Source organism: Streptomyces sp. NPDC025833 (assembly GCF_055558055.1).
This window is the reverse complement of record NZ_JBVHNF010000001.1, coordinates 133,161-157,408: the sequence shown is the minus strand read 5'-3', so window position 1 is coordinate 157,408 and position 24,248 is coordinate 133,161. Positions and strand designations below refer to the sequence as shown.

General features: G+C 75.8%; 21 protein-coding genes. 10 read left to right on the top strand and 11 right to left on the bottom strand.

From position 1 onward, the window contains the following. Positions 1-196 precede the first annotated feature (196 nt). Entirely contained in the window at positions 197-844 is a 648-nt protein-coding gene (locus ACZ4K2_RS00715) for a nucleoside/nucleotide kinase family protein (protein ID WP_467477768.1), read from the bottom strand. Positions 845-949: 105 nt separating this feature from the next. Here ACZ4K2_RS00715 and ACZ4K2_RS00710 point away from each other — a divergent pair, with 105 nt between their 5' ends. After that, a complete protein-coding gene (locus ACZ4K2_RS00710) occupies positions 950-1,687 on the top strand; it encodes an HAD family hydrolase (RefSeq protein ID WP_467477764.1) in 738 nt (245 codons plus the stop codon). Then, on the top strand, positions 1,684-4,038 hold the full coding sequence (locus ACZ4K2_RS00705) for a glycoside hydrolase family 65 protein (RefSeq protein ID WP_467477761.1): 2,355 nt from the start codon (positions 1,684-1,686) through the stop codon (positions 4,036-4,038). Before ACZ4K2_RS00710 ends, ACZ4K2_RS00705 begins: the two co-directional genes overlap by 4 nt. A 54-nt stretch (positions 4,039-4,092) precedes the next feature. On the opposite strand, the gene ACZ4K2_RS00700 is transcribed toward ACZ4K2_RS00705, so the two are convergent. Then, positions 4,093-4,476, bottom strand: a complete 384-nt coding sequence (locus ACZ4K2_RS00700; RefSeq protein WP_467477759.1) for a BlaI/MecI/CopY family transcriptional regulator — start codon at positions 4,474-4,476, stop codon at positions 4,093-4,095. A 561-nt stretch (positions 4,477-5,037) separates the two neighbouring features. On the opposite strand from ACZ4K2_RS00700, the gene ACZ4K2_RS00695 reads away from it, so the two are divergent. The 3 genes from ACZ4K2_RS00695 to ACZ4K2_RS00685 all read left to right on the top strand — a co-directional run bounded on the left by ACZ4K2_RS00695 (position 5,038) and on the right by ACZ4K2_RS00685 (position 7,180). Next, positions 5,038-5,985 carry a lysylphosphatidylglycerol synthase domain-containing protein gene (locus ACZ4K2_RS00695; RefSeq protein ID WP_467477757.1) on the top strand — a complete coding sequence of 316 codons (948 nt, stop codon included), beginning with the start codon at positions 5,038-5,040 and terminating at the stop codon, positions 5,983-5,985. 99 nt (positions 5,986-6,084) lie between these two features. Further along, complete coding sequence (locus tag ACZ4K2_RS00690) at positions 6,085-6,432, top strand: DUF1330 domain-containing protein (RefSeq protein WP_467477841.1); 348 nt, start codon at positions 6,085-6,087, stop codon at positions 6,430-6,432. Between the two features lie 274 nt (positions 6,433-6,706). Continuing rightward, positions 6,707-7,180: a DUF5709 domain-containing protein gene (locus ACZ4K2_RS00685; protein ID WP_467477754.1), complete on the top strand. Its 474-nt coding sequence runs from the start codon at positions 6,707-6,709 to the stop codon at positions 7,178-7,180. Positions 7,181-7,332: 152 nt separating this feature from the next. Here ACZ4K2_RS00685 and ACZ4K2_RS00680 read toward each other — a convergent pair whose 3' ends face one another. Continuing rightward, on the bottom strand, positions 7,333-7,533 hold the full coding sequence (locus ACZ4K2_RS00680) for a hypothetical protein (protein WP_467477750.1): 201 nt from the start codon (positions 7,531-7,533) through the stop codon (positions 7,333-7,335). A 295-nt stretch (positions 7,534-7,828) separates the two neighbouring features. Here ACZ4K2_RS00680 and ACZ4K2_RS00675 point away from each other — a divergent pair, with 295 nt between their 5' ends. Further along, complete coding sequence (locus ACZ4K2_RS00675) at positions 7,829-9,664, top strand: glycoside hydrolase family 15 protein (RefSeq protein ID WP_467477746.1); 1,836 nt, start codon at positions 7,829-7,831, stop codon at positions 9,662-9,664. Between the two features lie 126 nt (positions 9,665-9,790). Beyond that, entirely contained in the window at positions 9,791-10,027 is a 237-nt protein-coding gene (locus ACZ4K2_RS00670) for a hypothetical protein (RefSeq protein ID WP_467477744.1), read from the top strand. Positions 10,028-10,184: 157 nt separating this feature from the next. Here ACZ4K2_RS00670 and ACZ4K2_RS00665 read toward each other — a convergent pair whose 3' ends face one another. Continuing rightward, complete coding sequence (locus ACZ4K2_RS00665; protein WP_467477741.1) at positions 10,185-12,923, bottom strand: SpoIIE family protein phosphatase; 2,739 nt, start codon at positions 12,921-12,923, stop codon at positions 10,185-10,187. Between the two features lie 379 nt (positions 12,924-13,302). On the opposite strand from ACZ4K2_RS00665, the gene ACZ4K2_RS00660 reads away from it, so the two are divergent. Beyond that, positions 13,303-14,478: a hypothetical protein gene (locus ACZ4K2_RS00660; RefSeq protein ID WP_467477739.1), complete on the top strand. Its 1,176-nt coding sequence runs from the start codon at positions 13,303-13,305 to the stop codon at positions 14,476-14,478. 132 nt (positions 14,479-14,610) lie between these two features. Here ACZ4K2_RS00660 and ACZ4K2_RS00655 read toward each other — a convergent pair whose 3' ends face one another. From ACZ4K2_RS00655 to ACZ4K2_RS00635, 5 genes are all read right to left on the bottom strand, one after another. Next, positions 14,611-14,898: a DUF1232 domain-containing protein gene (locus ACZ4K2_RS00655; RefSeq protein ID WP_467477736.1), complete on the bottom strand. Its 288-nt coding sequence runs from the start codon at positions 14,896-14,898 to the stop codon at positions 14,611-14,613. A gap of 32 nt (positions 14,899-14,930) precedes the next feature. Continuing rightward, complete coding sequence (locus ACZ4K2_RS00650; protein WP_467477733.1) at positions 14,931-16,241, bottom strand: hypothetical protein; 1,311 nt, start codon at positions 16,239-16,241, stop codon at positions 14,931-14,933. An 802-nt stretch (positions 16,242-17,043) separates the two neighbouring features. Further along, positions 17,044-18,408: an FAD-dependent oxidoreductase gene (locus ACZ4K2_RS00645; protein ID WP_467477731.1), complete on the bottom strand. Its 1,365-nt coding sequence runs from the start codon at positions 18,406-18,408 to the stop codon at positions 17,044-17,046. 204 nt (positions 18,409-18,612) lie between these two features. Beyond that, on the bottom strand, positions 18,613-19,347 hold the full coding sequence (locus tag ACZ4K2_RS00640) for a lipoprotein (RefSeq protein WP_467477728.1): 735 nt from the start codon (positions 19,345-19,347) through the stop codon (positions 18,613-18,615). Positions 19,348-19,476: 129 nt separating this feature from the next. Continuing rightward, positions 19,477-20,118, bottom strand: a complete 642-nt coding sequence (locus ACZ4K2_RS00635) for a class I SAM-dependent methyltransferase (RefSeq protein WP_467477726.1) — start codon at positions 20,116-20,118, stop codon at positions 19,477-19,479. Between the two features lie 110 nt (positions 20,119-20,228). Here ACZ4K2_RS00635 and ACZ4K2_RS00630 point away from each other — a divergent pair, with 110 nt between their 5' ends. Continuing rightward, on the top strand, positions 20,229-20,687 hold the full coding sequence (locus ACZ4K2_RS00630) for a flavodoxin family protein (protein ID WP_467477724.1): 459 nt from the start codon (positions 20,229-20,231) through the stop codon (positions 20,685-20,687). Positions 20,688-20,868: 181 nt separating this feature from the next. Here the strand turns inward: ACZ4K2_RS00630 and ACZ4K2_RS00625 are convergent, their stop codons facing one another. Next, positions 20,869-21,423, bottom strand: a complete 555-nt coding sequence (locus ACZ4K2_RS00625) for a GNAT family N-acetyltransferase (protein WP_467477721.1) — start codon at positions 21,421-21,423, stop codon at positions 20,869-20,871. 204 nt (positions 21,424-21,627) lie between these two features. After that, positions 21,628-22,284, bottom strand: a complete 657-nt coding sequence (locus ACZ4K2_RS00620) for a GNAT family N-acetyltransferase (protein WP_467477718.1) — start codon at positions 22,282-22,284, stop codon at positions 21,628-21,630. Positions 22,285-23,268: 984 nt separating this feature from the next. Between ACZ4K2_RS00620 and ACZ4K2_RS00615 the strand changes: the two genes are divergently transcribed. After that, a complete protein-coding gene (locus tag ACZ4K2_RS00615) occupies positions 23,269-24,144 on the top strand; it encodes a helix-turn-helix domain-containing protein (RefSeq protein ID WP_467477714.1) in 876 nt (291 codons plus the stop codon). Positions 24,145-24,248: the final 104 nt, after the last annotated feature.

Sequence of the window (24,248 nt, the reverse complement as noted above, 5' to 3'; positions counted from 1 at the left end):
CCGCCCCGCCCCTCGCGACCGCCCCGGCGGCCCTCCCGCGCGCCCCGGCGACCGCGGGGTCCGGCCCCGTACGCCCCGGGTCGCGGACCGGCGGCCGAGGGGGCGGCGGCCGCGCACCGAAGTACGCGCGGCACCGGGGCCCGTACGCGGACCACATCGGCAGGCCGCAAGGGGGCCGCCACGCACCGACGAGCCGTCAGATATCGCCCAGCACCGTGGCCGGCACGACCAGGTCCGCCCGCTCCCGGGTCGGTGCGACCAGGTCGGCGTTGCGCTGGTCCCTGTCCCGCACCCAGGCCACGGCCGCCGCGTGGTCCTTGCCGAACTCCTCGTGCCGGGCGACCAGTCGGCGCACCCGCTCCTCCTCGGCGATCTCGCAGAACCACACCTCGTCCAGGCACGCCCGCACCCGCGCCCACGGCTCGTCCGCCAGCAGCAGGTAGTTCCCCTCCGTCACCACCAGCCGGGCCGTCGGCGGCACCGGGACGGCCCCGGCGAGCGGCTGCTCCAGCACCCGTTCGAACCCCGGCGCGTACACCACCTCGCCGGTCTCCTCGCGCAGCCGCCGCAGCAGCGCCGCGTACCCGGCCGGGTCGAACGTGTCCGGCGCGCCCTTGCGGTCCCGGCGGCCCAGCCGGTCCAGTTCGGCGTCGGCGAGGTGGAAGCCGTCCATGGGCACGTGCGCGGCCCGCGGCGGCCCGTCGCCGTTCAGCGCGCGCACCAGGCGCTCGGCCAGCGTCGTCTTGCCCGCGCCGGGGCCGCCCGCGATCCCGAGCAGGGCACGGCGGCCGTCGCGGGGCAGGGCACGGGCGCGGGCGAGGAGGTCGTCGAAGGTCGGCGGCACACGACCCAGTGTGGCACCGGGCGTCCGCCGTCCGTCCGCCGGGCGTGCGCGAACATGTGGCGTGCGCCACCCACTGGAAGCCGTCTGGCGGGGAAGAGTCGGGGTATGACACAGCTCGGTCTGCCCGACACCATCCAGGCCTGCCTGTTCGACCTCGACGGGGTCGTCACCAAGACGGCCGTCGTGCACGCGGCGGCCTGGAAGGAGATGTTCGACGCCTTCCTGCGCGATTGTCCGGGCGAGCAGGGGCGGCCGTTCGGCTCCGACGACTACGACGAGTACGTCGACGGACGCCCCCGCGCCGACGGTGTCCGGGCCTTCCTCGACTCACGCGGCATCCGGCTCCCGGAGGGCGCACCCGACGATCCGCCGGACGCCCGCACGGTGCACGGCCTCGGCAACCGCAAGAACGAGCTGCTGCTGGAGCGGATCCGCACCGGCGGGGTGGAGGCGTACGAGGGCACCCTGCGCTACCTGGAGGCCGTCCGCGCCCGGGGCCTGCGGACCGCGATCGTCTCCTCCAGCGCCAACTGCCGGGACGTGCTGCGCTCCGTGGACGCCGAGCACTTCTTCGACGTGCGCATCGACGGCGTGGTGGCCGCCGAACGCGACCTGCCGGGCAAGCCGCACCCCGACACCTTCCTGGCCGCCGCCCGCGAACTGGGCGTCGAGGCGTCCGGCGCGGCCGTGTTCGAGGACGCGCTGGCCGGCATGGACGCGGGCCGCGCGGGCGGCTTCGGGTTCGTCGTCGGTGTGGACCGGGTGGGACAGACCGACGCGCTCTACGCGCACGGCGCCGACACGGTCGTCCGGGACCTCGCCGAGCTGGGAGGTGACCGGTGATCACCGAGCGCGCCTACGCGGTCGAGCCCTGGACGGTCCGCGAGACCTCCCTCGACCTCGACGTCCTCGCCCAGAGCGAGTCGGTGTTCGCGCTGTCCAACGGGCACGTCGGCTGGCGCGGCAACCTCGACGAGGGCGAACCGCACGGGCTGCCCGGCAGCTACCTCAACGGCGTGCACGAGGTGCACCCGCTGCCGTACGCGGAGGCCGGCTACGGCTACCCGGAGTCCGGGCAGACGGTCATCAACGTCACCAACGGCAAGGTGCTCCGGCTGCTGGTCGACGACGAGCCGTTCGACCTGCGGTACGGCCGGCTCGTCGCCCACGAACGCGTCCTGGACCTGCGCCGCGGGGTGCTGGAGCGGACCTGCGAGTGGACCTCCCCGGCGGGCACCACGGTGCGGGTGCGCTCCACCCGGCTGGTGTCGCTGACCCAGCGGGCGGTGGCCGCGGTGGCGTACGAGGTCGAGGCCGTCGGCAGCCGCAGCCGGGTGGTCATCCAGTCGGAACTGGTCGCCAACGAGAGCCTGCCGCAGTCCGACGGCGACCCGCGCGCGGCGAAGGCCCTGAAGTCGCCGCTGGAGCAGGAGGACGGCTTCGCCGCGGGCGAGCGGCTGCGGCTGGTGCACCGCACCCGGCGCAGCGGCCTGCGCGTCGCGGTCGCCGCCGACCACGTCGTCAGCGGGCCCGAGCACACCACCTGCCGCAGCGAGAGCGACATCGACGTCGCCCGGCTCACCGTCACCTCCGTGCTGGAGCCCGGACAGACCCTGCGGGTGGAGAAGCTGGTCGCCCACGGCTGGTCCGGCGCCCGGTCGCTGCCCGCGATGGCCGACCAGGTCGACGCCGCGCTCGCCGCCGCCGCGCACGACGGCTGGGAGGGGCTGCTCGCCGCCCAGCGCACCACTCTGGACGACTTCTGGGCCCGCGCCGACGTCGAGGTCGAGGGCGACGAGGAGATCCAGCAGGCCGTCCGGTTCGCGCTGTTCCACGTCTTCCAGGCGGGGGCCCGGGCCGAGCGGCGGGCGATCCCGGCCAAGGGCCTGACGGGCTCCGGCTACGACGGCCACGCCTTCTGGGACACCGAGATGTTCGTCCTGCCCGTGCTCACCCACACCGCGCCCCGGGCCGTCGCCGAGGCACTGCGCTGGCGGCAGTCCACCCTGGACGAGGCCCGGGAGCGCGCGGCCCAACTGGGGCTCGCCGGGGCCGCGTTCCCCTGGCGGACCATCGCTGGCCCGGAGGGTTCCGCGTACTGGCCGGCCGGCACCGCCGCCTTCCACGTGAACGCCGGCATAGCCGACGCCGTCCTCCGGTACGTCGAGGCCACCGGCGACACCGTCTTCGAGCGCGAGACCGGCGTGGAACTGCTGGTGGAGACGGCCCGGTTGTGGCGGTCGCTCGGACACCACGACAGCCACGGCGTCTTCCACCTCGACGGGGTCACCGGCCCCGACGAGTACAGCGCGGTCGCCGACGACAACACGTACACCAACCTGATGGCCCGGCAGAACCTGCGGGCCGCGGCGGACGCGGTGGAACGCCACCCGCGGGAGGCGCGGCGGCTCGGCGTGGACGAGGAGGAGAGCGCGGCCTGGCGCGACGCCGCCGACGCCATGCACGTCCCGTACAACACCGAACTGCGCGTGCACGAGCAGCACGCCGGGTTCACCCGCTACCAGCGCTGGGACTTCGCCGGCACCCGCGCCGACCAGTACCCGCTGCTGCTGCACTTCCCCTACTTCGACCTCTACCGCAAGCAGGTCGTCAAGCAGGCCGACCTGGTCCTGGCCATGTACACGTGCGCCGACCACTTCGAGCGGGAGCACGACGAGGAGCAGATCGCCCGGAACTTCGCCTACTACGAGCCGCTGACGGTCCGCGACTCCTCGCTCTCCGCCTGCTGCCAGGCCGTCATGGCCGCCCGGACCGGGCATCTGGAACTCGCCCACGCGTACACCTCCGAGGCCGCGCTGATGGACCTGCACGACCTGGAGCACAACACCCGGGACGGGCTGCACATCGCGTCGCTGGCGGGCACCTGGATGGCGCTGGTCGCGGGCTTCGGCGGCCTGCGCCGGGGCACCGACCTGCTGCGGTTCGCGCCCCGGCTGCCGGAGCGGCTGCGCCGGCTGGCCTTCCACGTCCAGTTCCGCGGCCGCCGGCTGCGGGTCGACATCGGCGCGGACAAGGTGACGTACGCGCTCCTCGACGGGGAGCCGCTGACGCTCAGCCACCACGGCGAGGCGCTGACGGTGAGCACCGACGAGCCGGCCGTGCGGACCGTACCGGCGGCCGCCCGCCGTTCCGCGCCCGAACAGCCGCCGCACCGCGCGCCGAACGGCGGCTGAGCCCGGCGGGACGTCGGGCCCGAGGGCCGCGCCCGCACCGCTACGGCGCGGTCCTCACAGCCCCTCCTCGGCCAGCAGCGCGCGCAGGGCCCGCTCCTCCTCGGCGCTCAGACCCGTCACGAAGTGCCGGAGCGCGGCGATCGGGTCCGGTCCTCGGTCCAGGGCCGCGCGCATCGCCTGGGCGGTCAGCTCCGCCGCGTTCTTGACCGGCCGGTACGCGCCGCGCCGGCCGTCGGCGTCCCGCAGCACCAGCCTCTTGTCGTACAGGCGTTTGAGGATCGTGTGCACGGTGTTGTACGCGAGTCCGCCGCCGATCGCGTGCTGGATCTCCGCCGGGGTCAGCGGCCGTTCCGTGGCCCAGAGGGCGGCCAGCACCTCGCCCTCCAGCTCCCCGGCGCTGCGCCGCTCCGCCCTGCTCCGGGACCCTGTGCCAGCCATGCTCCAACCTTACAGCGCGTAGGGCCGTCGGCCGGTTGGCCCTGCCCGCCGGACACGGCCGAGTGATACGGATTGGTTTGACTGTGTTTTTTACTGTTCGCGCCCCGGCTTCGCGGGTCGTGGGGCGACAGTGGGCCCTACGACCTGTGGGGACCGAGGGGTGATGATGGCCGGCAGCGCGCCCGCGACACTCGACGCGGCGAGCCACGAACGCTCGCACCACGCACCCGTGGACCCGGCGGAGGGCGGGGACGCCCGGCAGCCCGCGCCCATCGTGACCGGCTCGCCCGCCCCGGGGCGGGCGCGGGGCGCGGTCATGCCGCTGCCCGTCGGGCCGGTGCCTCCCGTGGACGACCGGCGGCGTGGGTCCACGGCGGCCGGCGCGCTCGCTCCCGGCCGGGTGCGGGGCGCCGTCGTGCCGCCGCCTGCCGGACCGATGGCTCTCGCGGGCGTCCGGCAGCTGTTCCCGGGCCCCGTCCGGGGTGTCACCGCGCCGCCGCCCGGGCACACCCCGCGGCCCGCGTCCACCGTGACCGGCTCGCCCGCCCCGGGCGCTGGCTCATGATGTCTCCGGTCGGCCTCGTCGCGTCCCTCGGGCGTCGCCGCGGCTACTGGCACGCCGGTGTCTGCCTCGCCGTCCTGCTCGGCGGCCTGTACCTGGCCCGCCGGCACTGGCCCGCGCTGGAGAGCGGGGCCGGGCGGCTGGCGGCCGCCGACCACGGCTGGCTGCTGACCGGCGCGGCGGCGGCCGTCGGCACGTGGGCGGCCTCCGCGCTCGCCCAGCAGGGCGCCGTCGTCCGGCGGCTGCCCGGCGGCCTGCTGGTGGCCGCGCAGTTCGCCGCGTCCGCCGCCAACCACCTGCTGCCCGCCGGGCTCGGCGCGGGCGCGGTCAACCTCCGCTTCCTGACGCGCTGCGGACTGCCGGGCGCGCGCGCCGCGGGCGCGCTCGCGGTCAAGGCCACCGCGGGCGCCGCGGTCCGCCTGGCGCTGCTCGCGCTGCTCGCCCCGGCCTGCCCGGGGCTGCTGCGCCTGCCCCGGGTCCCCGCGGGGGCGGTCGCCGCCGTCCTGGGCGCGGCCGCCCTGGCGGCTGTCCTGCTGGCCACCCCGCTGTGGTCGCGCTGCCGGCGGGTGCTCGCCGTCGTCCTGGCCGACGTGCGGACGCTGCACGCCTGCCCGGCCCGCGCGGCGGCCCTGTGGGGCGGCTCCCTGGCCTTCGCCGTGCTGCACGCCCTGGTCCTCGTCGCCGTCACCCGGGCCGTCGGCCTGTCGCTCGCCCCGCTCCAGGTGACCCTGCTGTACCTCGCGGCCAGCAGCGCCGCCGCCCTGCTGCCCTCGCCGGGCGGCCTCGGTTCGCTGGACGCCGCGCTGGCCCTCGCCCTCACCGCCGCCGGCACCCCCGGCGCCGGGGCCGCGTCCGCGGTGCTCGGCTACCGGCTGCTCACCGTCTGGCTGCCGCTCCTGCCCGGCCTGCTGGTCCTCGCCCTGCTCGTGCGCCGCAAGGCCCTGTGACGGGCCCCCGCGGGCCCTTACCCGGGGAGTAATCGCCCACGGGCCGGTCCCGTGCCACGATCATCCGCGTACGCCAGGCAGTTCGAGCGGAAGGACATCATGGCCGCCTACGTCATAGGGCACCTGCGGGAGGCCGCCCCGCGCCCGGAGATCGCCGAGTACATCGAGCGGATCACCACCACCTTCGAGCCGTTCGGCGGCCGCTTCCTCGTGCACGCCGCGCAGCACGAGATCCTGGAGGGCGGCTGGCCCGGACACGTCGTGGTGATCTCCTTCCCGTCCACGGACGAGGCGCGGGCCTGGTGGGACTCGCCCGCGTACCGGGAGATCGCCCCGCTGCGGTCGCGGCACATCGAGGGCGACATCATCCTCGTGCCGGGCGTCCCCGACGGCTACGACCCGACCGGCACGGCGCGGGCGATGCGGGAGCACCTGCCGGCCGGCTAGCACGGCCGCGCCGTCGCCTCGGGGGCGGCCCCGGGACACCTCCGCGTGCCGGCCGCCGCCGCCGACACGCCCCCCGCCTCGCCGTACGGGCCCGGCCTCCGCCCGGGCCCGGTGACGCGTCCTCGGCCCCACGGCGCGGCCGGGTGGCGCGGACCAGGGGGCGGCGGCACGGCGAGGCGCCCACCACCTGCCCGGGTGCCGGCGGGATTAATGATCCGGTCGCGGGAAACGCGGACCGGGACCGGACCGCCCGCGAACCCCCGAGGAGGCGACCATGAGCGACCAGCAGGCCGAGCAGACCCCCATGGCGGACGACGCCTACCAGCCCACCGGATCCAACGAGGAACAGGAGGACGCCGCCCCCCTGGACCTCCAGGACGCGGTCGGCGAGCGGACGTACGACGACCTGCTCGACGAGGGCTACTCCCCGCCCGAACGCCCCCTCGGCGTCACCAAGCACGGCACCACCGCCGAGGAGCAGCGCGAGGGGGAGACCCTGGACGAGCGGCTCGGCCAGGAGGTCCCGGACGTGACCCCGCCGCCCGGTGACGACATCGGCGACCTGCCCGGCGGCGCGGGCGAACCGGTCGACCCCGAGGCGGGCGCGGCCCGCGCGGGCCGCCTGGTCGCCCCCGACGAGGGCGCTCACCCGGACCGGGTGAAGGAGGAGGTCGCCGAGGACGTCGGCATCGACGGGGGAGCGGCGGGCGCGGAGGAGGCCGCCGTCCACGTGGTGGAGGAGGACTGAGGGTCCGCGCCACCCTGGCGGACCCCCTCGGACATGCCGGGGCCCGGCACGGCAGGTGCGTCGTGCCGGGCCCCGGCATGCCGGACGGGCCGGGCGCCGGGCCCGGCCCGCCTCCCCGTTCGCTGTCCGTTCGCGCCGGTTCCCCGGGCGCCCTAAGGCAGCAGCTTCTCGATGGCCGCCGGGCCCTCCGACTCCAGCTTGCGGCGTGCCCAGTCGAGAGTCTTCGGTGTGACGTCCCTGCCCGCCGCCATCACCAGGTCTTCGGGGGTGATGTCCTTCGACGGGGCGGTGTGGAGCAGGGCGTCCGGGGTGCGGACGTCGTCCGACGAACGGGACTCTTCGGGTGTTGCCATGATGCCTCCTCCTCGGTCCGGATGACCGCATCCGTGCCGGTGCCTTTCGAACGGGGCACACTCTCACCATTGCCCGCCCCGCCGCACCCTGCATCCGGAGGTGGAGCGGGAGCGGGTGTGAAGCGCCTGCCCACCCCCGGCGGAACCACTCGCGTCCTCCCGGGAAACACGCGGCACACCGAAAAACGCCATCCACCGCCCCAGAGCGTGCGAGACACACCGAGAACCTGATATCAGTGGGTAAATCGCACCGCAAGTGGGCATGTGCTCCGTACCGCTCACCGGGAGGCAGCCGATGGCCGCGACGCCGTTCGCCGGGGGCGCCCCCGGCACCCGCTACCTGCCCATCGCCGACCACGGCCTCATCGGGGACCTGCGCAGCGTGGCCCTGGTCGGCACCGACGGCACGATCGACTGGTACTGCTGCCCCTCCTTCGACTCGCCGAGCGTCTTCGCGGCGATCCTCGACGCCGAGCGCGGCGGCCGCTTCGAACTGGCGGCCGCCGTACCGGCCCGGACCAAGCAGTTCTACTTCCCCGACACCAACGTGCTGATCACCCGGTTCTTCACGGAGGACGGCGTCGGCGAGGTGCAGGACTTCATGCCCGTCCGCCGCGACCGCTCGCACGAGGCGAGCCGGCACCGGCTGATCCGGCGCGTGGTGTGCGTCCGCGGCACCGTGCCGTTCCGGGCCCTGATCGCCCCGCGCTTCGGCTACGGCTGCGACCCGCACACCCTGCACCCCGTCGACGGCATGCTCGTCTTCGAGAGCCCCGCGTGGTCGCTGGCGCTCACCTCCACCGTCGTCATGGAGAACGACGGCCGCGACGCGCGGGCCGACTTCAAGCTGAGCGAGGGCGAGACGGCGGTGTTCGCCCTCGACCGGTTCGGCGACCAGGTGATGCCCCGCGGCTGCGCCCACGCCGAGGCCGAGCACGAGTTCAACGCCACCGTCGACTACTGGCGCAAGTGGCTGCACCAGTCCCGCTACCGGGGCCGCTGGCGCGAGATGGTGCACCGCTCCGCCCTCACCCTGAAGCTGCTCACCTACGCCCCCACCGGCGCCATCGTCGCCGCGCCCACCACCAGCCTGCCCGAACAGCTCGGCGGCGAGCGCAACTGGGACTACCGCTACGTGTGGGTGCGCGACGCCGCCTTCGCCGTCTACGCGCTCCTCCGCCTCGGCTTCAGCGAAGAGGCCGCCGCCTTCATGAACTTCCTGACCACGCACCTCGGCCCCGGGGACGGCACCGCCTCCGGCCCGCTGCAGATCATGTACGGCATCGACGGCCGCTGCGACCTGCCGGAACGCGTACTGCCCCACCTGGAGGGCTACCTGGGCTCGGCGCCGGTACGGGTCGGCAACGCCGCGGCCGGCCAGCTCCAACTCGACATCTACGGCGCCCTGATCGACTCCGTCTACCTCTACGACAAGTGGGCGCAGCCGATCTCCAGCGGCCAGTGGGACGGCGTGTGCCACCTGGTCGACTGGGTGTGCGACCACTGGGACCAGCCCGACGAGGGGGTGTGGGAGACCCGCGGCGGCCGCAAGAACTTCCTGTACTCCCGGCTGATGTGCTGGGTCGCGATCGAACGCGCCATCCGCCTCGCCACCCACCGCGGCCTGCCCGCCGACCACCGGCGCTGGCGCCAGGCCCGGGACACCATCTACCGGCGGATCATGGACCACGGCTGGTCACCGCGCCGGAGCGCCTTCGTGCAGTACGAGGACGCCGACGTCCTCGACGCCTCGGTGCTGATGATGCCGCTCGCCAAGTTCATCGCCCCCACCGACCCCAAGTGGCTGTCCACCCTGGACGCCCTCACCGAGGACCTCGTATCCGACTCCCTCGTCTACCGCTACGACCCGCAGGCCAGCCCCGACGGCCTGCGGGGCGACGAGGGCACCTTCTCCATCTGCTCGTTCTGGTACGTCGAGGCGCTGGTGCGGGCCGGCCGGGTCGACGAGGCCCGGCTGGCCTTCGAGAAGATGCTGACCTACGCCAACCATCTCGGCCTGTACGCCGAGGAGATCGGCCGCACCGGCGAGCAACAGGGCAACTTCCCGCAGGCGTTCACCCATCTGTCGCTGATCAGCGCCGCGTTCAACCTGGACCGCGCCCTCGGCTGAGCCGGCCGTCCCGCGGGGGCCCCGGCCGCCGGTCCCGGCCCGCCCGGCCCGTGTGCCCGTACGGCCACCGGGGTACCCGGCGGGCCCCGCAGCGGAAACAGGGTCGGCAGAAGGAGGAGGCCCCGGATGACCAGCACCGACGAGACCGGCGACGTCACCGGTACGCGCGACAAGGACTACAACCTGATCTGGTACGTCGAGGCGTGCCTGAACAACGCCCTGCGGCTGGAGCAGTACGTCCAGGACGCCGAGCGCGACGAGGACCAAGAGGTCGCGGACCTGTTCCGCAAGGCCCAGGCCGACAGCCGCAAGGGCGCCGAGCTGGGCAAGGAACTGCTGCGCTCGCGGCTGGGCGGCGGCTGACCGCCCCCGTCCCCGGCCTACCGGGAACCGGGCACGGGCCCGGCGGACCCCACGCGCACCCGGCCGCCCCGCGGCCGCGCGCCCGCGCGGCCGCGGCACCGGCGGCGGACCGCGCGCCGCCGTCCGCCGGGCCCGCGCCGTCCCCGCGTCCCGGACGTCAGGGCAGCGGCTGCTCCGCCCAGATCACCTTGCCGTGCCGGGTGTACCGGGTGCCCCAGCGTTCGGCGAGCTGCGCCACCAGGAACAGGCCCCGGCCGCCCTCGTCGGTGCTCGCCGCGTACCGCAGGTGCGGCGAGGTCGTGCTGCTGTCGGAGACCTCGCAGATCAGCGTGCGCTCCCGCAGCAGCCGTACGCCGATCGGCGCACGGCCGTACCGGATCGCGTTGGTGACCAGCTCGCTCAGGACCAGCTCGGTCGTGAACGCCAGCTCGTCCAGCCCCCAGCCGGACAGCGTCCGGGACACCGCGGACCGCACCTCCGACACGGCCGCGGGGTCGGGCGGCACCTGCCACCGCGCGACCCCGTCCGGACCCAGCACCCGGGTACGGGCGACGATCAGCGCCACGTCGTCGTCCGGCCGCGCGGGCAGCCGCTCCAGCACCACGCGGCAGGTGTCCTCGGAAGAGGCGCCGGGCGCCTCCAGCAGGGCGTCCCGCAGCAGCCCGAGCCCCTCGTCGATGTCCCGCCGCCGGTCCTCCACCAGGCCGTCGGTGTACAGCACGAGCCGGCTGCCCTCCGGCAGTTCCAGCTCCGCCGTCTCGAAGGGCAGCCCGCCCAGGCCCAGCGGCGGGCCGGCGGGCACGTCCGCGAAGTCCACGCTGCCGTCCGGCCGCGCCACCGCGGGCGGCGAATGGCCCGCCCGGGCGAGGGTGCACAGCCGGGACACCGGGTCGTAGATCGCGTACAGGCAGGTCGCGCCCGTCACCACGGCCACCCCGTCCGCCGGGGTCTCGTCCTGGTCGAGCCGGCCCACCAGCTCGTCCAGCAGCGCGAGGAGCTCGTCCGGCGGCAGGTCCAGCGAGGAGAAGTTGTGCACGGCCGTCCGCAGCCGGCCCATCGTCGCCGCCGCGTGCAGCCCGTGCCCCACCACGTCCCCGACCACGAGGGCCACCCGCGCACCGGACAGCGGCAGCACGTCGAACCAGTCCCCGCCGACCCCGGACTGGGCCGGCAGGTAGCGGTAGGCGATCTCCAGGGCGCCCTGCTCGGGCAGGGTGCGCGGCAGCAGGCTGCGCTGGAGGGTGACCGCCATGCCGTGCTCACGGGTGTACCGGCGGGCGTTGTCGATCGACACCGCGGCCCGCGCCACCAGCTCCTCGGCCAGCGCCACCTCCTCCGGGTCGAACGGCTGCGGCCGCTCCGCGCGCCAGAAGTCCACCACGCCCAGCACCAGGCTGCCCGCCCGCAGCGGCACGGTGATCAGCGAGTGGACGCCGTACGCCAGCACCCGCTCGGTGCGCTCCGGGTCCTGCGCCCGCCAGCCGGCCTCCTCCCGCAGTCGCGGTACGGCCACCGACTGCCCGGTCGTCAGCGAGCGGGCCTGCGGGGACGCGGCCACCCACCGGATCCGCTCGCCCACCGGGTACAGCGGGGCGTCGTCGCGGACACCGGCGCGGGCCGTGCGGAGCAGCGCCGCCCCCGGCCGGGGCTCCTCCCCGTCCAGCACCGTGTCGAACAGGTCCACCGTCGCGAAGTCGCAGAACCGTGGCACCGCCAGCCCGGCCAGCTCCTCCGCGGTCCGGGTCACGTCCAGGCTGGTGCCGATGCCCACCCCGGCGTCGTACAGCATGTTCAGCCGTTCCCGGGCCACCTCCGCCCGGCCCGACAGGGCACGCAGCTCGGTCGAGTCGCGCAGTGTGGTGACGCTGCCGGGCGGGCCGCCGCGCAGGTCCGTGGGCCGCTGGTTGACGGCCAGCAGGCGGTCCTTGACCAGGTGCACCTCGTCCGTGGCGACCCGGCCCGAGGCCAGCAGCCCCGCCGTGTCGTCGTCCAGGCCCAGCTCCAGCACGTGCCGCCGCTCCGCCTCCCGGGGCAGGTCCAACAGCCGGTGCGCCTCGTCGTTGGCGAGCAGCAGCCGGCCGTCACCGGCGACGATCAGCACCCCCTCGCGGACCGCGTGCAGCACCGCGTCGTGGTGCTCGTACATCCGCGTCATCTCGTACGGCCCGAGGCCGTGGGTCTGGCGCAGCAGCCGCCTGCTGACCAGGGCGGTGCCCGCGGTGGCCAGCACCAGCGCGGCGGCCGCCGCGCCGAGCAGCAGCGGGAGCTGCTGGTCTGCGGTGCCGCCCACGTGCTCGGTGGTGATCCCGGCGGCCACCAGGCCGGCCACCCGGCCGGTCGCGTCCCTCACCGGCACCACGACCTGCACCAGCGGCCCGATGGTGCCGTTGACGTGCTCGGTGACCGTCCGCCCCGCCACGGCCGGGGCGATGTCGCCGACGAACTTCCCGCCGATACGGCCGGGGCTCGGGTGCGTGTAGCGCACGCCCGCGGTGCTCAGCACGACGACGAAGTCCACCCCGGTCGCCTCGCGGGCGGCCTCGGCGCGCGGCTGGAGGACGGCCGTGGGGTCCGGGGAGCGCAGGGCCTCGGCCGTGCCGGGCGCGGAGGCGAACGTCTGGGCCACGGCGAGGGACCGGTTGGCCGCCTCCACCTCGCTGTCGTGCCGTACCTGGAGCACCTGGGCCACCACCGCCGAGACGACCAGCAGCAGCACGATCGCCACTTGCAGCAGGAAAACCTGTCCGGCGACGCTGCGCCCGGCGACCGCCGCCCGGAGCGCCCCGGGCCGGCCGCCGTCCGTGCCGCCCCCCGCCGGCGGCGGCCCCTGCGGTGTGCGCGGTCGCCCGGGGGATCGGGACGGCCGGGACCGGGTCCGGCCGGGCAGACGCACCATGAGCCCATGTCTACACTGCCCGGCGCCGTCAGGCGAGACCGTGCCCCGAGGCGGCGGCCGTCGGCCGGCCGGCCCATGGCGGGTACGGCCGTGGGCGGGCGCTCTGCCCGGTTCCGGCCGTCGTGGGAGGGGTGCGCTCCGGGCCGGGCGGTCGCGCCCGCGGCCGTGCGGGGCCGTCGGGACGGGCGGTGCCGGTCCGGCGGGAGGGGGGCGCGTCGTCCGGGGGCGCCGGCGGTCCCCCAGGGGCAGGTGCGGGCGGCTCACACCAGTGCCCCGTTCCGGTGGCGGGGGATCGGGACCGCTCCTAGTAATGGACTGCGTAACGCCGCGACCGTGTGCGGGGGCGCGGGTGCGGTCGCACCCCTCTCCTGGAGCCGAGATGACGACCCGCTCTTCGTCCCCCCGTCCCGACGACTCGCTGATATCGCCGGCACCGGCCGCCACCGGCCTTGCCACCCCGTCCCCCCAGCTCCTGAAGTGGCCCCTGCGGCCCCCCGAGGAACCTCCCGCCGCCCGGCCGGAGGACGACGGCGCCGACGACGACCCCTTGCAGAACCTCGTCCACGCGGCCGTCGCCGACCGCCCGCTGGAGGACGTCGTCCGCCTCATCACGCTGCTGGAGGGCGCGCCCGAGCACGCCCGCGTCAAGGCCGAGGCACTGCGCGCGGTCGGCGTCGACCGGTCCGTGGAGGACGTCACCCGGCTGGTGACACTGCTGACGCAGGCGCCCCGCAAGACGGACAGCGCCGACGAGGCGATCCGCGCCGCCGCCGAGCGCCGCCCCCTGGAGGAGGTCTCCCGGCTGATGCGCCTGCTGCACCGCAAGCCGGTGGAGCCCCACTGCTGGGAGCAGGCCGTGCGGGCGGTCGCCGTCCACCGGCCCGTCGAGGAACTGGCCGAGCTGATCGGCCGGCTGGCCGCGGACCGGACGGCGGCCGGACACGAGCGGCCCGGGGCCGGGGTGCGCGAACCGGTCGCCGCCGGTCTCATGGCTGCCGAGCAGGCCGCCCCCGTCCCGGTCGTCCCACGGTTCACACCGGTCGCGGCCGTGACGGCCCTCGGCTCCCATGTCCGGCCCGCCGGGGGCCCGGCCGAGGGCCACCCGCCCGGGGATCGGCCGCCGGCGGGCGAGGCGGACCCCGACGGCCGGGCCCCGGCCGCCTCCGTGTGGGCCGCCCGGTGCGCCGCGCTGCTGGTGCTCCTGTGCGGGGTGGCCCACGTACCGCGCTACTGGACCGGGCTGTCCCGCGGTGTCTTCGGGGCCACCCTCCTCGCCTCGGCGCTGTGCGGCCTGCTGGCGCTCGCCCTCACGGCACGCGCTGCCGCGGCCCGGCTGGTCGCGGCGACGGCCGCCGTCGGCGTGGCGGTGGTCCTGGCCGCGGGGCACGTGCTCGGCGGCCGGTTCGGCCTGCCGGACCCGGCCCGGCTCCAGGCGGCGGTGCTGGCCCCGCCCTGGCTGGCCGGCCCGGCGGCCGCCGCGGCCGCGCTCGGGGCGCTGTCGGTCCTGCTGACCGGCCTGACCGTGGCCGGCGCCCGCCGCGACGGCGTGCACTGAGCGGTTCGGGGCGCACCGTCGGGGTGCGTGGTGCCGGAGGACGTCCGGGTACGTCCGTGGGCCGTCCCCTCTTCCCGACCGGGTCGGGGGGACGGCCCGTGGACGTCTGCGGCGCACCGGGTGCGCGGCCGGTCAGAGGTCGGGCGTCCCGCGCGACAGCGACCGGTCGGCGCGCAGGGAGCGCAGGGCGAGGAGCAGGACGCCGACGTCGTCCAGGTAGATCGGGTCCGGCAGCAGGTCGGCGGGCAGCAGCAGATACGCGACCGCACCCCAGAAGACCCAGCGCGGGCCCGTCGGCAGTCCGGCCCGCTGGAGGGACCGCCGGGTCCGCACCAGCCGCACCAGCAGACCGACGGCGACGGCGAGCAGCACCGCCGCGGCGCAGGCCGCGATCACCAGCAGGGTCGTGGTCGTGTCCATGCAGACTCCTTCTCCGGGCCGGGCGGGGACGGCTACGAGGAGCCGTCGGCCACGCCCTCGCGGGTGCCCCCGCCGCCGCCGTCCACCCGTGTGCCGCCCGCGGGCGTCGCGTGCGGTGCGGTGCCGGCGCCGGTGCCCGGATGGATGTCCGGGCCGTCCGTGCGGGTGCCAGGGCCCGTCTCCCCCGCGGGTTCCGGTTGCTGACGGCCCTTGGCGGAGATCTTCAGCCGCTCGAACGTACGCGTCAGCTGCTGGAGCGCCCCCGGCGTGCGGGGACCGGGACGCTGCTCCGGCACGACGGGCCCCGGCACGTCCCGGTAGGCGGCCAGCGCCTGGAGGGCCTGCTCGGCGGCCTGCTTGTACAGGTCCCGGGACTTCGTCATCGCCTCCAGCGCCTCGGCGTACATGGCCACCAGCCGCCGCTCGCGTTCCAGTTCCTCCTGGACGGTCAGCAGGGTCCAGTTCTCCCGCAGGTCCGTCAGCGCCTCCGCGGCGTCCCGCGGCAGCGGCCGGGGCGCGGCGACGAAACGGCGCAGTGCCGCGACCAGTTCGGCCGGTTCCGAACCGTCCAGGAAGACGCTGCGCACGCTGTACTCCCGGCCGTCGTACCCCTCCGGCGCCGGATCCGGCGGGAGCAGCACCGCACCGCCGCGCGGCACCTCGACACCGAGGTCCTTCAGCGCCCAGTTGACGCCGCGCAGTTGCTGCGGCGCGGCCCGGTGCTCGACCACACGGTGCCGCAGCCCCGGCGGCAGCAGCCCGGCCAGCGGCAGCCGGCCCCGCTCGTCGGGCGTCATCGCCTCGTGCACCACGACGTGGACGCACCACGCCTGGCGGGCCGCGTCCCGCAGCCGGCGCCGCATCTCCTTGTCGTCCTCGGGCAGCGCGTTGACCTGCCGCAGGCGCAGACCGGCCACCGTGAGGTGGTGGTCCCAGGAGCCGTCGTCGCCACCGCCCTCGTCGCCCGCGGGCCAGAACAGGGTCGCGGGCGACGGCCACGCGTCGTCCCACGGCCGCTCCGCCTCCGCCACCAGCCGCCACTCGTGGCCCTGCGGCCGGCCCTGGCGCGGTACGAGGGTGAGCCGGGCCCGCACGGTCACCGTGCCACCGGCCCGCCAGCGCGCCTCGAAGACCCGCCGGGCGGGCTCTCCGGGCGTGAGCGCCTCGTCGGCGGGTGGCTCGGCCTCGGGCGGTTCGGCGAAGTCGTCGATGTCACCGCTCTCCTTGCGCCGGGCAAGGGTGCGGCGGACGACGTCCTCGGGATCGGGACCGGTGTGGCGGCCGCGGGCCGCCCAGAGGGTCTGCGGGACGGTGGCGTGGCCGGTGGCGGCGGAGTTCGACATGGGCCAATCTGCTGATGGGGACGGGGTGCGGCTCCCCAGTATCACCGCAAGGGGCCGCGATCCGGCCGCCGGGGCCCGGCCCCGCGCGTCGGCCGGGAGTGCGACGGGCGCACCGGGTGCCCACCGCGCGCCCGGAGTGTGCGCGGCGCGCGGCGGAGCTTCCCGGCCCGCTCCCACCCATCCGCCCGGGGCGCCCCCGGCATCCCTCCTCAGGGACGCCCTGGCATGCCTCGGGGGCACGGGGTGCCCGGTGCCGACCGCGGACCGCCGACCGCCGACGGGCTCCGGTGTCCTGGCCGCGCGGGCCGTCACGGCCCGGCCGTCGAACGTCCCCGGCCGGGTCCGGCCTCCCGCCGCAGCGCGGGCGGGTCCAGCCGGTCGCGCAGCTCCGGCGGCCGCCGGGTCCGGGCCGGGCCGGCGAGCGCGGCCGTGTGCGGCGGGACGTCGCCGCGCGGTGCCGCCGGTGGCCCGCCGCCCCGTCCGGCTCCGGCCGCACCCGCCGGCCTCACCCGCCGGCCCGGCCCGCCGCCCGTGGCCTGCGCCGGCTCGCTCCGGCGTACGCGCCGGGCCTGCCCGGCCCGCAGGCGGTGACGCGCGCCGTTCGAACGGCTGGACGGCCGCCTGGCGCGACGCGGGTCCGGGCGGAGCCGGTGGCCTGCGGAGCCGGTGGCCTGCGGAGCCTGACGGTCGGGGGCCGTCCACCCCGCCCCTGCCCTGCTCCCGGCCCCGGCGAGCCGGGGGCGGAACGCGGAAGGGGCCGGCGCGGTAGGCGCCGGCCCCCGGGGCCCGAAGGAGCCGGGGCCTACGCCCCGCTCTCCCGCAGCATGTCCTCGCGCTCGACGAGCTTGACCCGCTCGCGGCCCTGCGGCTCGCCCAGGGCGCGCTCGGCGGCGTCCAGCCGGTACCAGCCCTCCCAGGTGGTGAAGCGGACGTTCCGCTCGGCGAGGAAGGCGTCCACGGCCTCCGGCTCCGGCGCGGTGGGAGCGTGCAGCCGGCCCTGGGCGTAGTCGTCCAGCAGGTTGGCCACGGTCTCGTTGGCGTCGCCCTTGGTGTGGCCGATGAGGCCGACGGGGCCGCGCCGGATCCAGCCGGTCACGTAGGTGGACTGCAACGGGGTGCCGCCCTCCTCGATGACCCGGCCGCCCTTGTCCGGGACGGTCCCGGAGTCGATGTCCCAGGGCAGCTTGGGCAGCTTCTCGGAGAGGTAGCCGACGGCGCGGTAGACGGCCGTGACGTCCCAGTCCTTGAACTCGCCGGTGCCCTTGACGTTGCCGGTGCCGTCCAGCTCGGTGCGCTCGGTGCGCAGGCCGACGACCTTGCCGTCCGCACCGAGGATCTCGGCCGGCGACTCGAAGAAGTGCAGGAACAGCTTGTGGGGGCGGTCGCCGACGTCGCGGATCGCCCAGTTCTCCAGCGTCTTGGCGACCATGTCGGCCTGCTTGTTGCCGCGCCGGGTCTCGATCGAGCCCGCGTCGTAGTCGATGTCCTCGGGGTCGACGATGACCTCGATGTTCGGCGAGTGGTCCAGCTCGCGCAGTTCCATCGGGCTGAACTTGGCCTGCGCCGGGCCGCGGCGGCCGAAGACGTGGATCTCCACGGCCTTGTTGGCCTTCAGGCCGTCGTACACGTTCGGCGGGATCTCGGTCGGCAGCAGCTCGTCGGCGGTCTTGGCCAGGACGCGGGCCACGTCGAGGGCCACGTTGCCGACGCCGAGCACGGCGACCTTCTCGGCCTCCAGCGGCCACGTGCGCGGCACGTCCGGGTGGCCGTCGTACCAGGAGACGAAGTCGGCGGCACCGTAGGAGCCGTCCAGGTCGATGCCGGGTATGGACAGGTCCCGGTCGGCCGTCGCGCCGGTGGAGAAGATCACCGCGTCGTAGAAGGCGCGGAGGTCGTCCAGGTTCAGGTCCGACGGGTAGTCGACGTTGCCGAACAGCCGGATCTGCGGCTTGTCCAGCACCTGGTGGAGGGCGGTGATGATGCCCTTGATGCGCGGGTGGTCCGGCGCGACGCCGTACCGGATCAGGCCGAACGGGGCGGGCATCCGCTCGAAGAGGTCGATGGACACGCCGGGGTCGGCGGCCACCTCGGACTTGAGCAGGGCGTCGGCGGCGTAGATCCCGGCGGGGCCGGCTCCGACGATGGCTACCCGCAGGGGGCGCGGCATGATCAGGTTCCCTTCGAACGTGAACGGGCGACGTGTCCGGAAGCCTAAACTAAGGCAGACCTAACCTGGTACGGGGGTCCGGTCTATGACGTCATAAGTCGATCTTATGGGTTTTCCAGGTCTGGCTTATGACCCCCGATGCTCCGAGAGCGCCCCGGACCTCGCCTTCGTGCTGGACGACGGCTGAACGGCGCGGGCCGGGCCTCAGGAGAGCGCGAGGGTCCGCTTGGCCAGCTCGTAGGCGGGGCGCATCGCCTCGTGCTCCCCGGTGTCCAGGCCGCCGAGGTGCAGGACGACCGGGCCGTCGGGCGTGCCGACGGCGAAGGCGCTCTCCTTCTTCGTCTCGTCCAGGACCTTGCTCGTGCGGAGGTACTCCACCTCCACGGCGGCGAGGCCGCCACCGGTCCTGAAGGAGCGGTACCGCGGCCCGCTGACGTTGTCCTCGGCGGCGACAAACCGGCGCAGCACGCTCCCCGCGTCCGCGCCGCCCGGCTTGCCGGTCCACACGCGCAGGAACCCGATGGCGCCGGCCGGCTTGGCGTCGATCTCGCAGGCCGCGGTGACCGGCCCCTGCCGGAGGAAGGCGTCGGCGAGCGCCCCGCCGAGGCCGCCGTCCGCGCCGTCCGCGGCCTGGGACAGTTCCTTGCCGGCGTCGACCGGCTTCGCCTTCCAGTGCGCGGCGATGCCGAACCTGACGGGCAGCTCACAGGCCGAACCGGCCGGGCCGACCGTGCCGCCGCGGACCACGGCCCCGTTCCCCGCCGCCGTGTCCGCGGCCGCGGTCTCCTCGGCGGCCGCCCCGTGGGCGCTCGCCGACGCGCCCGCGGACGTCTTCCCGTCCGCGTCCCCGGCCGCCGGCTCGGCACAACCGCCGAGCACTGCCGCCAGCGCCGCCGCGGCGACCATGCGGACCCCGACCGCCCCCACCCTGACCCGCACCGACGTCTCCCCTCCGGTTGAGTGGCCGTCACTGTAACCGAGGGCGGCGCGCCGCCGAACGGAGCAGCAGCCGGCAGCACCGGACGGCGCGTCCCGGTACGCCGCGGCCCGCGCCCGGCGGGCCCGGGATCACTCCGCGGGGCGCCGGGCCAGCAGGAACAGGTGGGGTTCGGGTACGGCCTCGGGGTGGTCCGGGGTGAACACCGCCTGCTCCTCGGACAGCACGGTCAGGCCCGCGTCGGTCACCAGCCGGGTGAACGCCCCGGCGTCGAAGCTCGTGACCCGCACCGGCTGCCCCATGAAGACGCCCTGGACATCCTCCACGTCCAGCGGCACGGTGGCCAGCACGACCGGGCCGCCCGGCCGCACCGCCCGGGCCAGCTTCGCCACGACCGCCGCCTGTTCGGCGCGCGTCATCTGGAGCAGCGAGAAGTATCCGCATACCGCGTCGAACGAGTCCTCGGCCAACGGCGTCTCGCGGATATCGGCGAGCCGGAACTCCGCCCCGGGCACCTGCCGGGCGGCCAGGTCGACCATGACGGGGGAGACGTCGATGCCCACCACCCGGTGTCCCGCCTCGGCGAGGGTCTGCGCGGTGGGCCGTCCCGTGCCGCAGCCCACGTCCAGCACCCTGCTGCCCGGTGCCAGCAGTTCCAGCAGCCGGTCAAGCGACGCCCGGTGCGGCGCGGAGCCGGCGAACGCCCGCTCGTAGGCCGGCCCCAGCGCGTCGAACACCACGGCGGCCGGTGCCCGGCGGTCCTCTTCGGCCACGACTGTTCCTCCCGTTCCCCCTGCGGCCCGCCTCCGGCGCGCCTCCGTCACGGCGTCCGCCGCGGCCCACCGTTTGCGAGGGACGGCGGACGCACGGCAGGGTGCCGGGTGTGCCTACCCTGCTGATCGTCCATCACACACCCTCGCCCAACTGCCAGGCGCTGTTCGAGGCCGTCGTCTCCGGCGCCACCACCCCGGAGATCGAGGACGTCCGCGTCGTACGGCGGGCGGCCCTCGCCGCGACCGCCTCCGACGTGCTCGCGGCCGACGGGTTCCTGCTCGGCACGCCCGCCAACCTGGGCTACATGTCCGGCGCCCTCAAGCACTTCTTCGACCAGATCTACTACCCCTGCCTCGACGCGACCCGGGGCCGCCCCTTCGGCTTCTACGTCCACGGCGGCAACGACGTCACCGGCGCGGTCCGCGCCGTCGAGACCGTCACGACCGGCCTGGGCTGGCGCCGGGCGGCCGAACCGGTGACCGTCACCGGGGAGCCGGGCAAGATCGACACCCAGGCGTGCTGGGAACTGGGCGCGACCGTCGCGGCGGGCCTGATGCCCGGCGCCTGAGCGACCGGGCGTCGCCTGCGGCGGGGTGCGGATGCGGGCGGGCGGCCCCGGGGAGCCGGCCGCTGAGATGACCCGGGTGCCGGCCGGCGCGGCCGGTCCGCGGTTCAGCGCCGGTCCGGCTGCCGTTGGGCATCGGTCCGGCGTTGGTGCAACGTCGGACCGGCATCGGTCCGGCGCCGGTTCAGCGGACCCGTTCGGCCGCCGCGCGGGTGAGGTGGCGGCGCGGGGTGGCGGATTCCCGGCCCCGGCCCGCGCCGGTCGCGGACGCGTCGGGCGACGGCCGTACGAAGAGGCTGACGGTCGCCTCCTCCGCGAAGCCGTTACGGCGCATCAGCGCGGCGGATGCGGTGTTGCGGCGCTCGACGTCCGTGACGACGCACACCGCACCGGCCGCCTCCAGCCGCGCACAGCACTCGCGGACCAGCCGGGAGGCCACCCCGCGCCCCTGGTAGTCCGGGTCGACGGCGATCCACTCCAGGTACCCCCAGTCGGCACGCTGCTCGAAGGTCAGGGAACCGAGCACGAACCCGGCGACCCGCTCCCCGTCGAGCAGCACCAGACAGGCCGGGTCCGCGGCGTCCAGGTGCCCCGCGACGGCCGTCAGCGACCAGCCGGTGTAGGGCATCGCGTCGGTGTCGTACACCCGGTGGCCCAGGTCCAGTACGGCGGCCAGGTGCTCGAAGCCGAGCGGCCGGAGCGACAGCTCGGCGGCGGGTTCGGCGGGCGTGTCGGCCATGGGCACTCCCCTCTGGACGGTCTTGGGCAGCATAAGCCGGATATGTCTGCCGGGCGCGGCCGGTGGGGCGGCGAGTGGTGGTGTCGAGGCAGGGTTCACCACGGGTGATCGCGGCGCGGTGTTCACGGTGGGCTGGCAGAGCGCGGGGTCCACGGCGTGGCGCGGCCCGGTTGACCGCCGCGCGACGAGGCAGGGCGCCGCGGGTCACTGGCACCGGTGGGCCGTCGGGCTGTCGTGCCGGTGCCAGAGGGCGTCGATCACGCGGCCGTCGGGCAGCGTGTGCCGGTCCGGGCCCCGGTCGGGGACGAAGCCCGCGCGGGCCAGGGCTCGCCGGCTCGCGAGGTTCCCGACCTCGGCACCGGCCCGGACCGTGGTCAGCCCGAGGTGGGAGTGGGCCAGTCGCACGCCCGCGTGGAACAACTCGGTGCCCAGCCCCTGGCCGCGGCAGCCGGGTGCCAGCCAGCCGCCCATCTCGCCCGTCCGGTGCTGGAGTTCCAGACCGCCGGCGTAGCTGAGGTCGGCTCGGCGGACGCAGACCAGGAAGAGAGGGGCGTCCGGGCCGGGCGTGTACGGCTCGGCCAGGACGGGCGGGACGGGGCGGCCGTCGTCGCCGGCGGGCCGCCAGGCCAGCAGGGCCCGGCGGGTGCCGGGGTCGGGCAGCACCTCGTCCGCCTGGGTGCCGAGCCACCGCTGTGCCTGCGCGTCCGCGCTCGCCGCGAGTCCCGCCACCACGTCCATGCGGGTCCGCGGTGTGAACAGCAGCAGCCGAGGGGTGGCCAGCGCGTGCCGGCCGGACGCGCAACTGCCCGGCTCGGGAAGCCCGGAGCCGGGTCGGCGGCGGCGGAGCAGCGACCAGACCATGGCACCCCTCGGCGGGACGGCAGCCCGGCGGACGCGGGGCCCTGACCGGAACCGGCCCGCCGGGGGGTGCGGGCGATCCGCACCGGCGGTGAATCTAGCGGGTCGCGGGCCGGATGCCGTAAAGCACGGCAGAGCAAGGCCCGGCACCGGCCGGCGGGCGCGCCGCCGAGGCGGCTCAGCCGGCCTGCTCCTGTGAGCCGGGCTTGGGGCGGGTCCGGGTCCAGGACGGGTCGGCGGCCGGGGCGGGCACGGGGTGGGGGAATGCGTGGGGGAAGGTGCGGTGCATGACTGTCCTTCGGACGAGTGGGGGGTGTCCCGAAGCGGTGGGCGCGCGAGGTGCGCGGCCGGGCCTCGGTGCGTGGCACGGAAGGAGGGGGCCCTGCCGGCCGGCGTGGGGCCGGCGGTGGTCGGCCGGTGGTGGCCGGCCGGTGGTGCGCGGGCCGGCCGCGCCGTGGGGGACGGCGCCGCCGGCGGTGGGGCCGGGGGCACTCGGAGGGCCGGTGGAGCCGGGCGATGGGACCCCGGAGGCGAGCCGGTCGGGGCCGTGAGGCCCAGGGAGTCGACCAGGGTGCTCGCCTCCGGGTGGTCAGGGGACGGGGGTCGAGTACGGCAGCCGGTACGGTTACTGCCCGTCGTACGGCCGGGGTAGCCGTCGGGGGTGGGAGGGCCGAGCCATCGCCGTGTGCCTTTCGTCCGGCCTCGTGAGCGGTGTACGTGCCGGACCGGCCGCTCGGACGGCGAGCGCCCACGACCTGATCCGGGCCGTGATGGCAGCCTGATCCTCCTGGACCGGCCGCGCCGTCCGCTCCGCGGGCCGGCCGGAGCGGTGGGTCCACTCTGGCACCCGGCAACCCGGCCCCGCAACCGGCAAGTTGAAAATTTCATTTGGCCAAGTGCATGCTGCATCGGCCGGATCGTGATCGAATGAGCGGGACGGACGATCCGCGTGCGAGGGTGGGTCGGGGATGTGCGAGGGGGGTGGGTGTGACCGCGGAGACCGACTGGGGCGGCGCTCCGTCCGTACTGCGCATGATCCTCGGCAGACAGCTGGAGGAACTCCGTTCCCGGGCCGGCCTCAGCTACACGGAGGCGGGCACGGCCATCGGGGTCAGCCACTCCACCATCCGCCGCATGGAGGCCGCCAAGGTGGCCCGGCTGCGGCTCGCGGACACCGAGAAGCTCCTCCAGGTGTACGGCGTCACCGACCAGGAGGAGATCGACACCTTCCTCCATTCCGTGCGCGAGGCCAACAAGCGCGGCTGGTGGCACGCCTACCGCGACGTGATGCCGGACTGGTTCGCCGCCTACCTCAGCCTGGAACAGGCGGCCCTGCAGATCCGGGCGTACGAGAACCAGTTCGTGCACGGGCTGCTGCAGACCGAGGACTACGCCCGGGCCCTGCTCGCCGCGGCACACCCCCAGGCGTCCGCCGAGGCGACCGAGCGCCGTGTCGCGCTGCGCATGCGCCGCCGGGAGCTGCTGGCCGGCCAGGCGCCGCCGCGGCTGTGGGTGGTGATGGACGAGACCGTCCTGCGCCGGCCGGTCGGCGGGCCGGAGGTGATGCGCGCGCAGATCGACCACCTCGTGGAGACCGCCCGGCTGCCCCATGTCACCGTGCAGCTCATGCCGTTCGCCCACGGTCCGCACCCCGCCCTGTGGGCCTGCGCGTTCCAGCTCTTCCGGTTCCGGGCCCGCGAACTGCCCGACATCGCCTACCTGAACGGTCTCGCCGGCGCGGACTACCTCGACAAGCCCGACGAGGTCGTGGTCTACCGCGAGGCGCTGGACCGGCTGAGCGCCCAGGCGGCGTCGGGGCGGACGACCGAGTCCCTGCTCACCGCGCTGCGCGAGCAGTGGTGAGAACCGCCCGCGGGGCGTGACAGACCCGGGGTCGAGGTCCGACCCACCTCCCGGACCTCGGCCCCGCCCTCGCCCCCGGCGACGGGAAGACCGCGGGGCTCCCG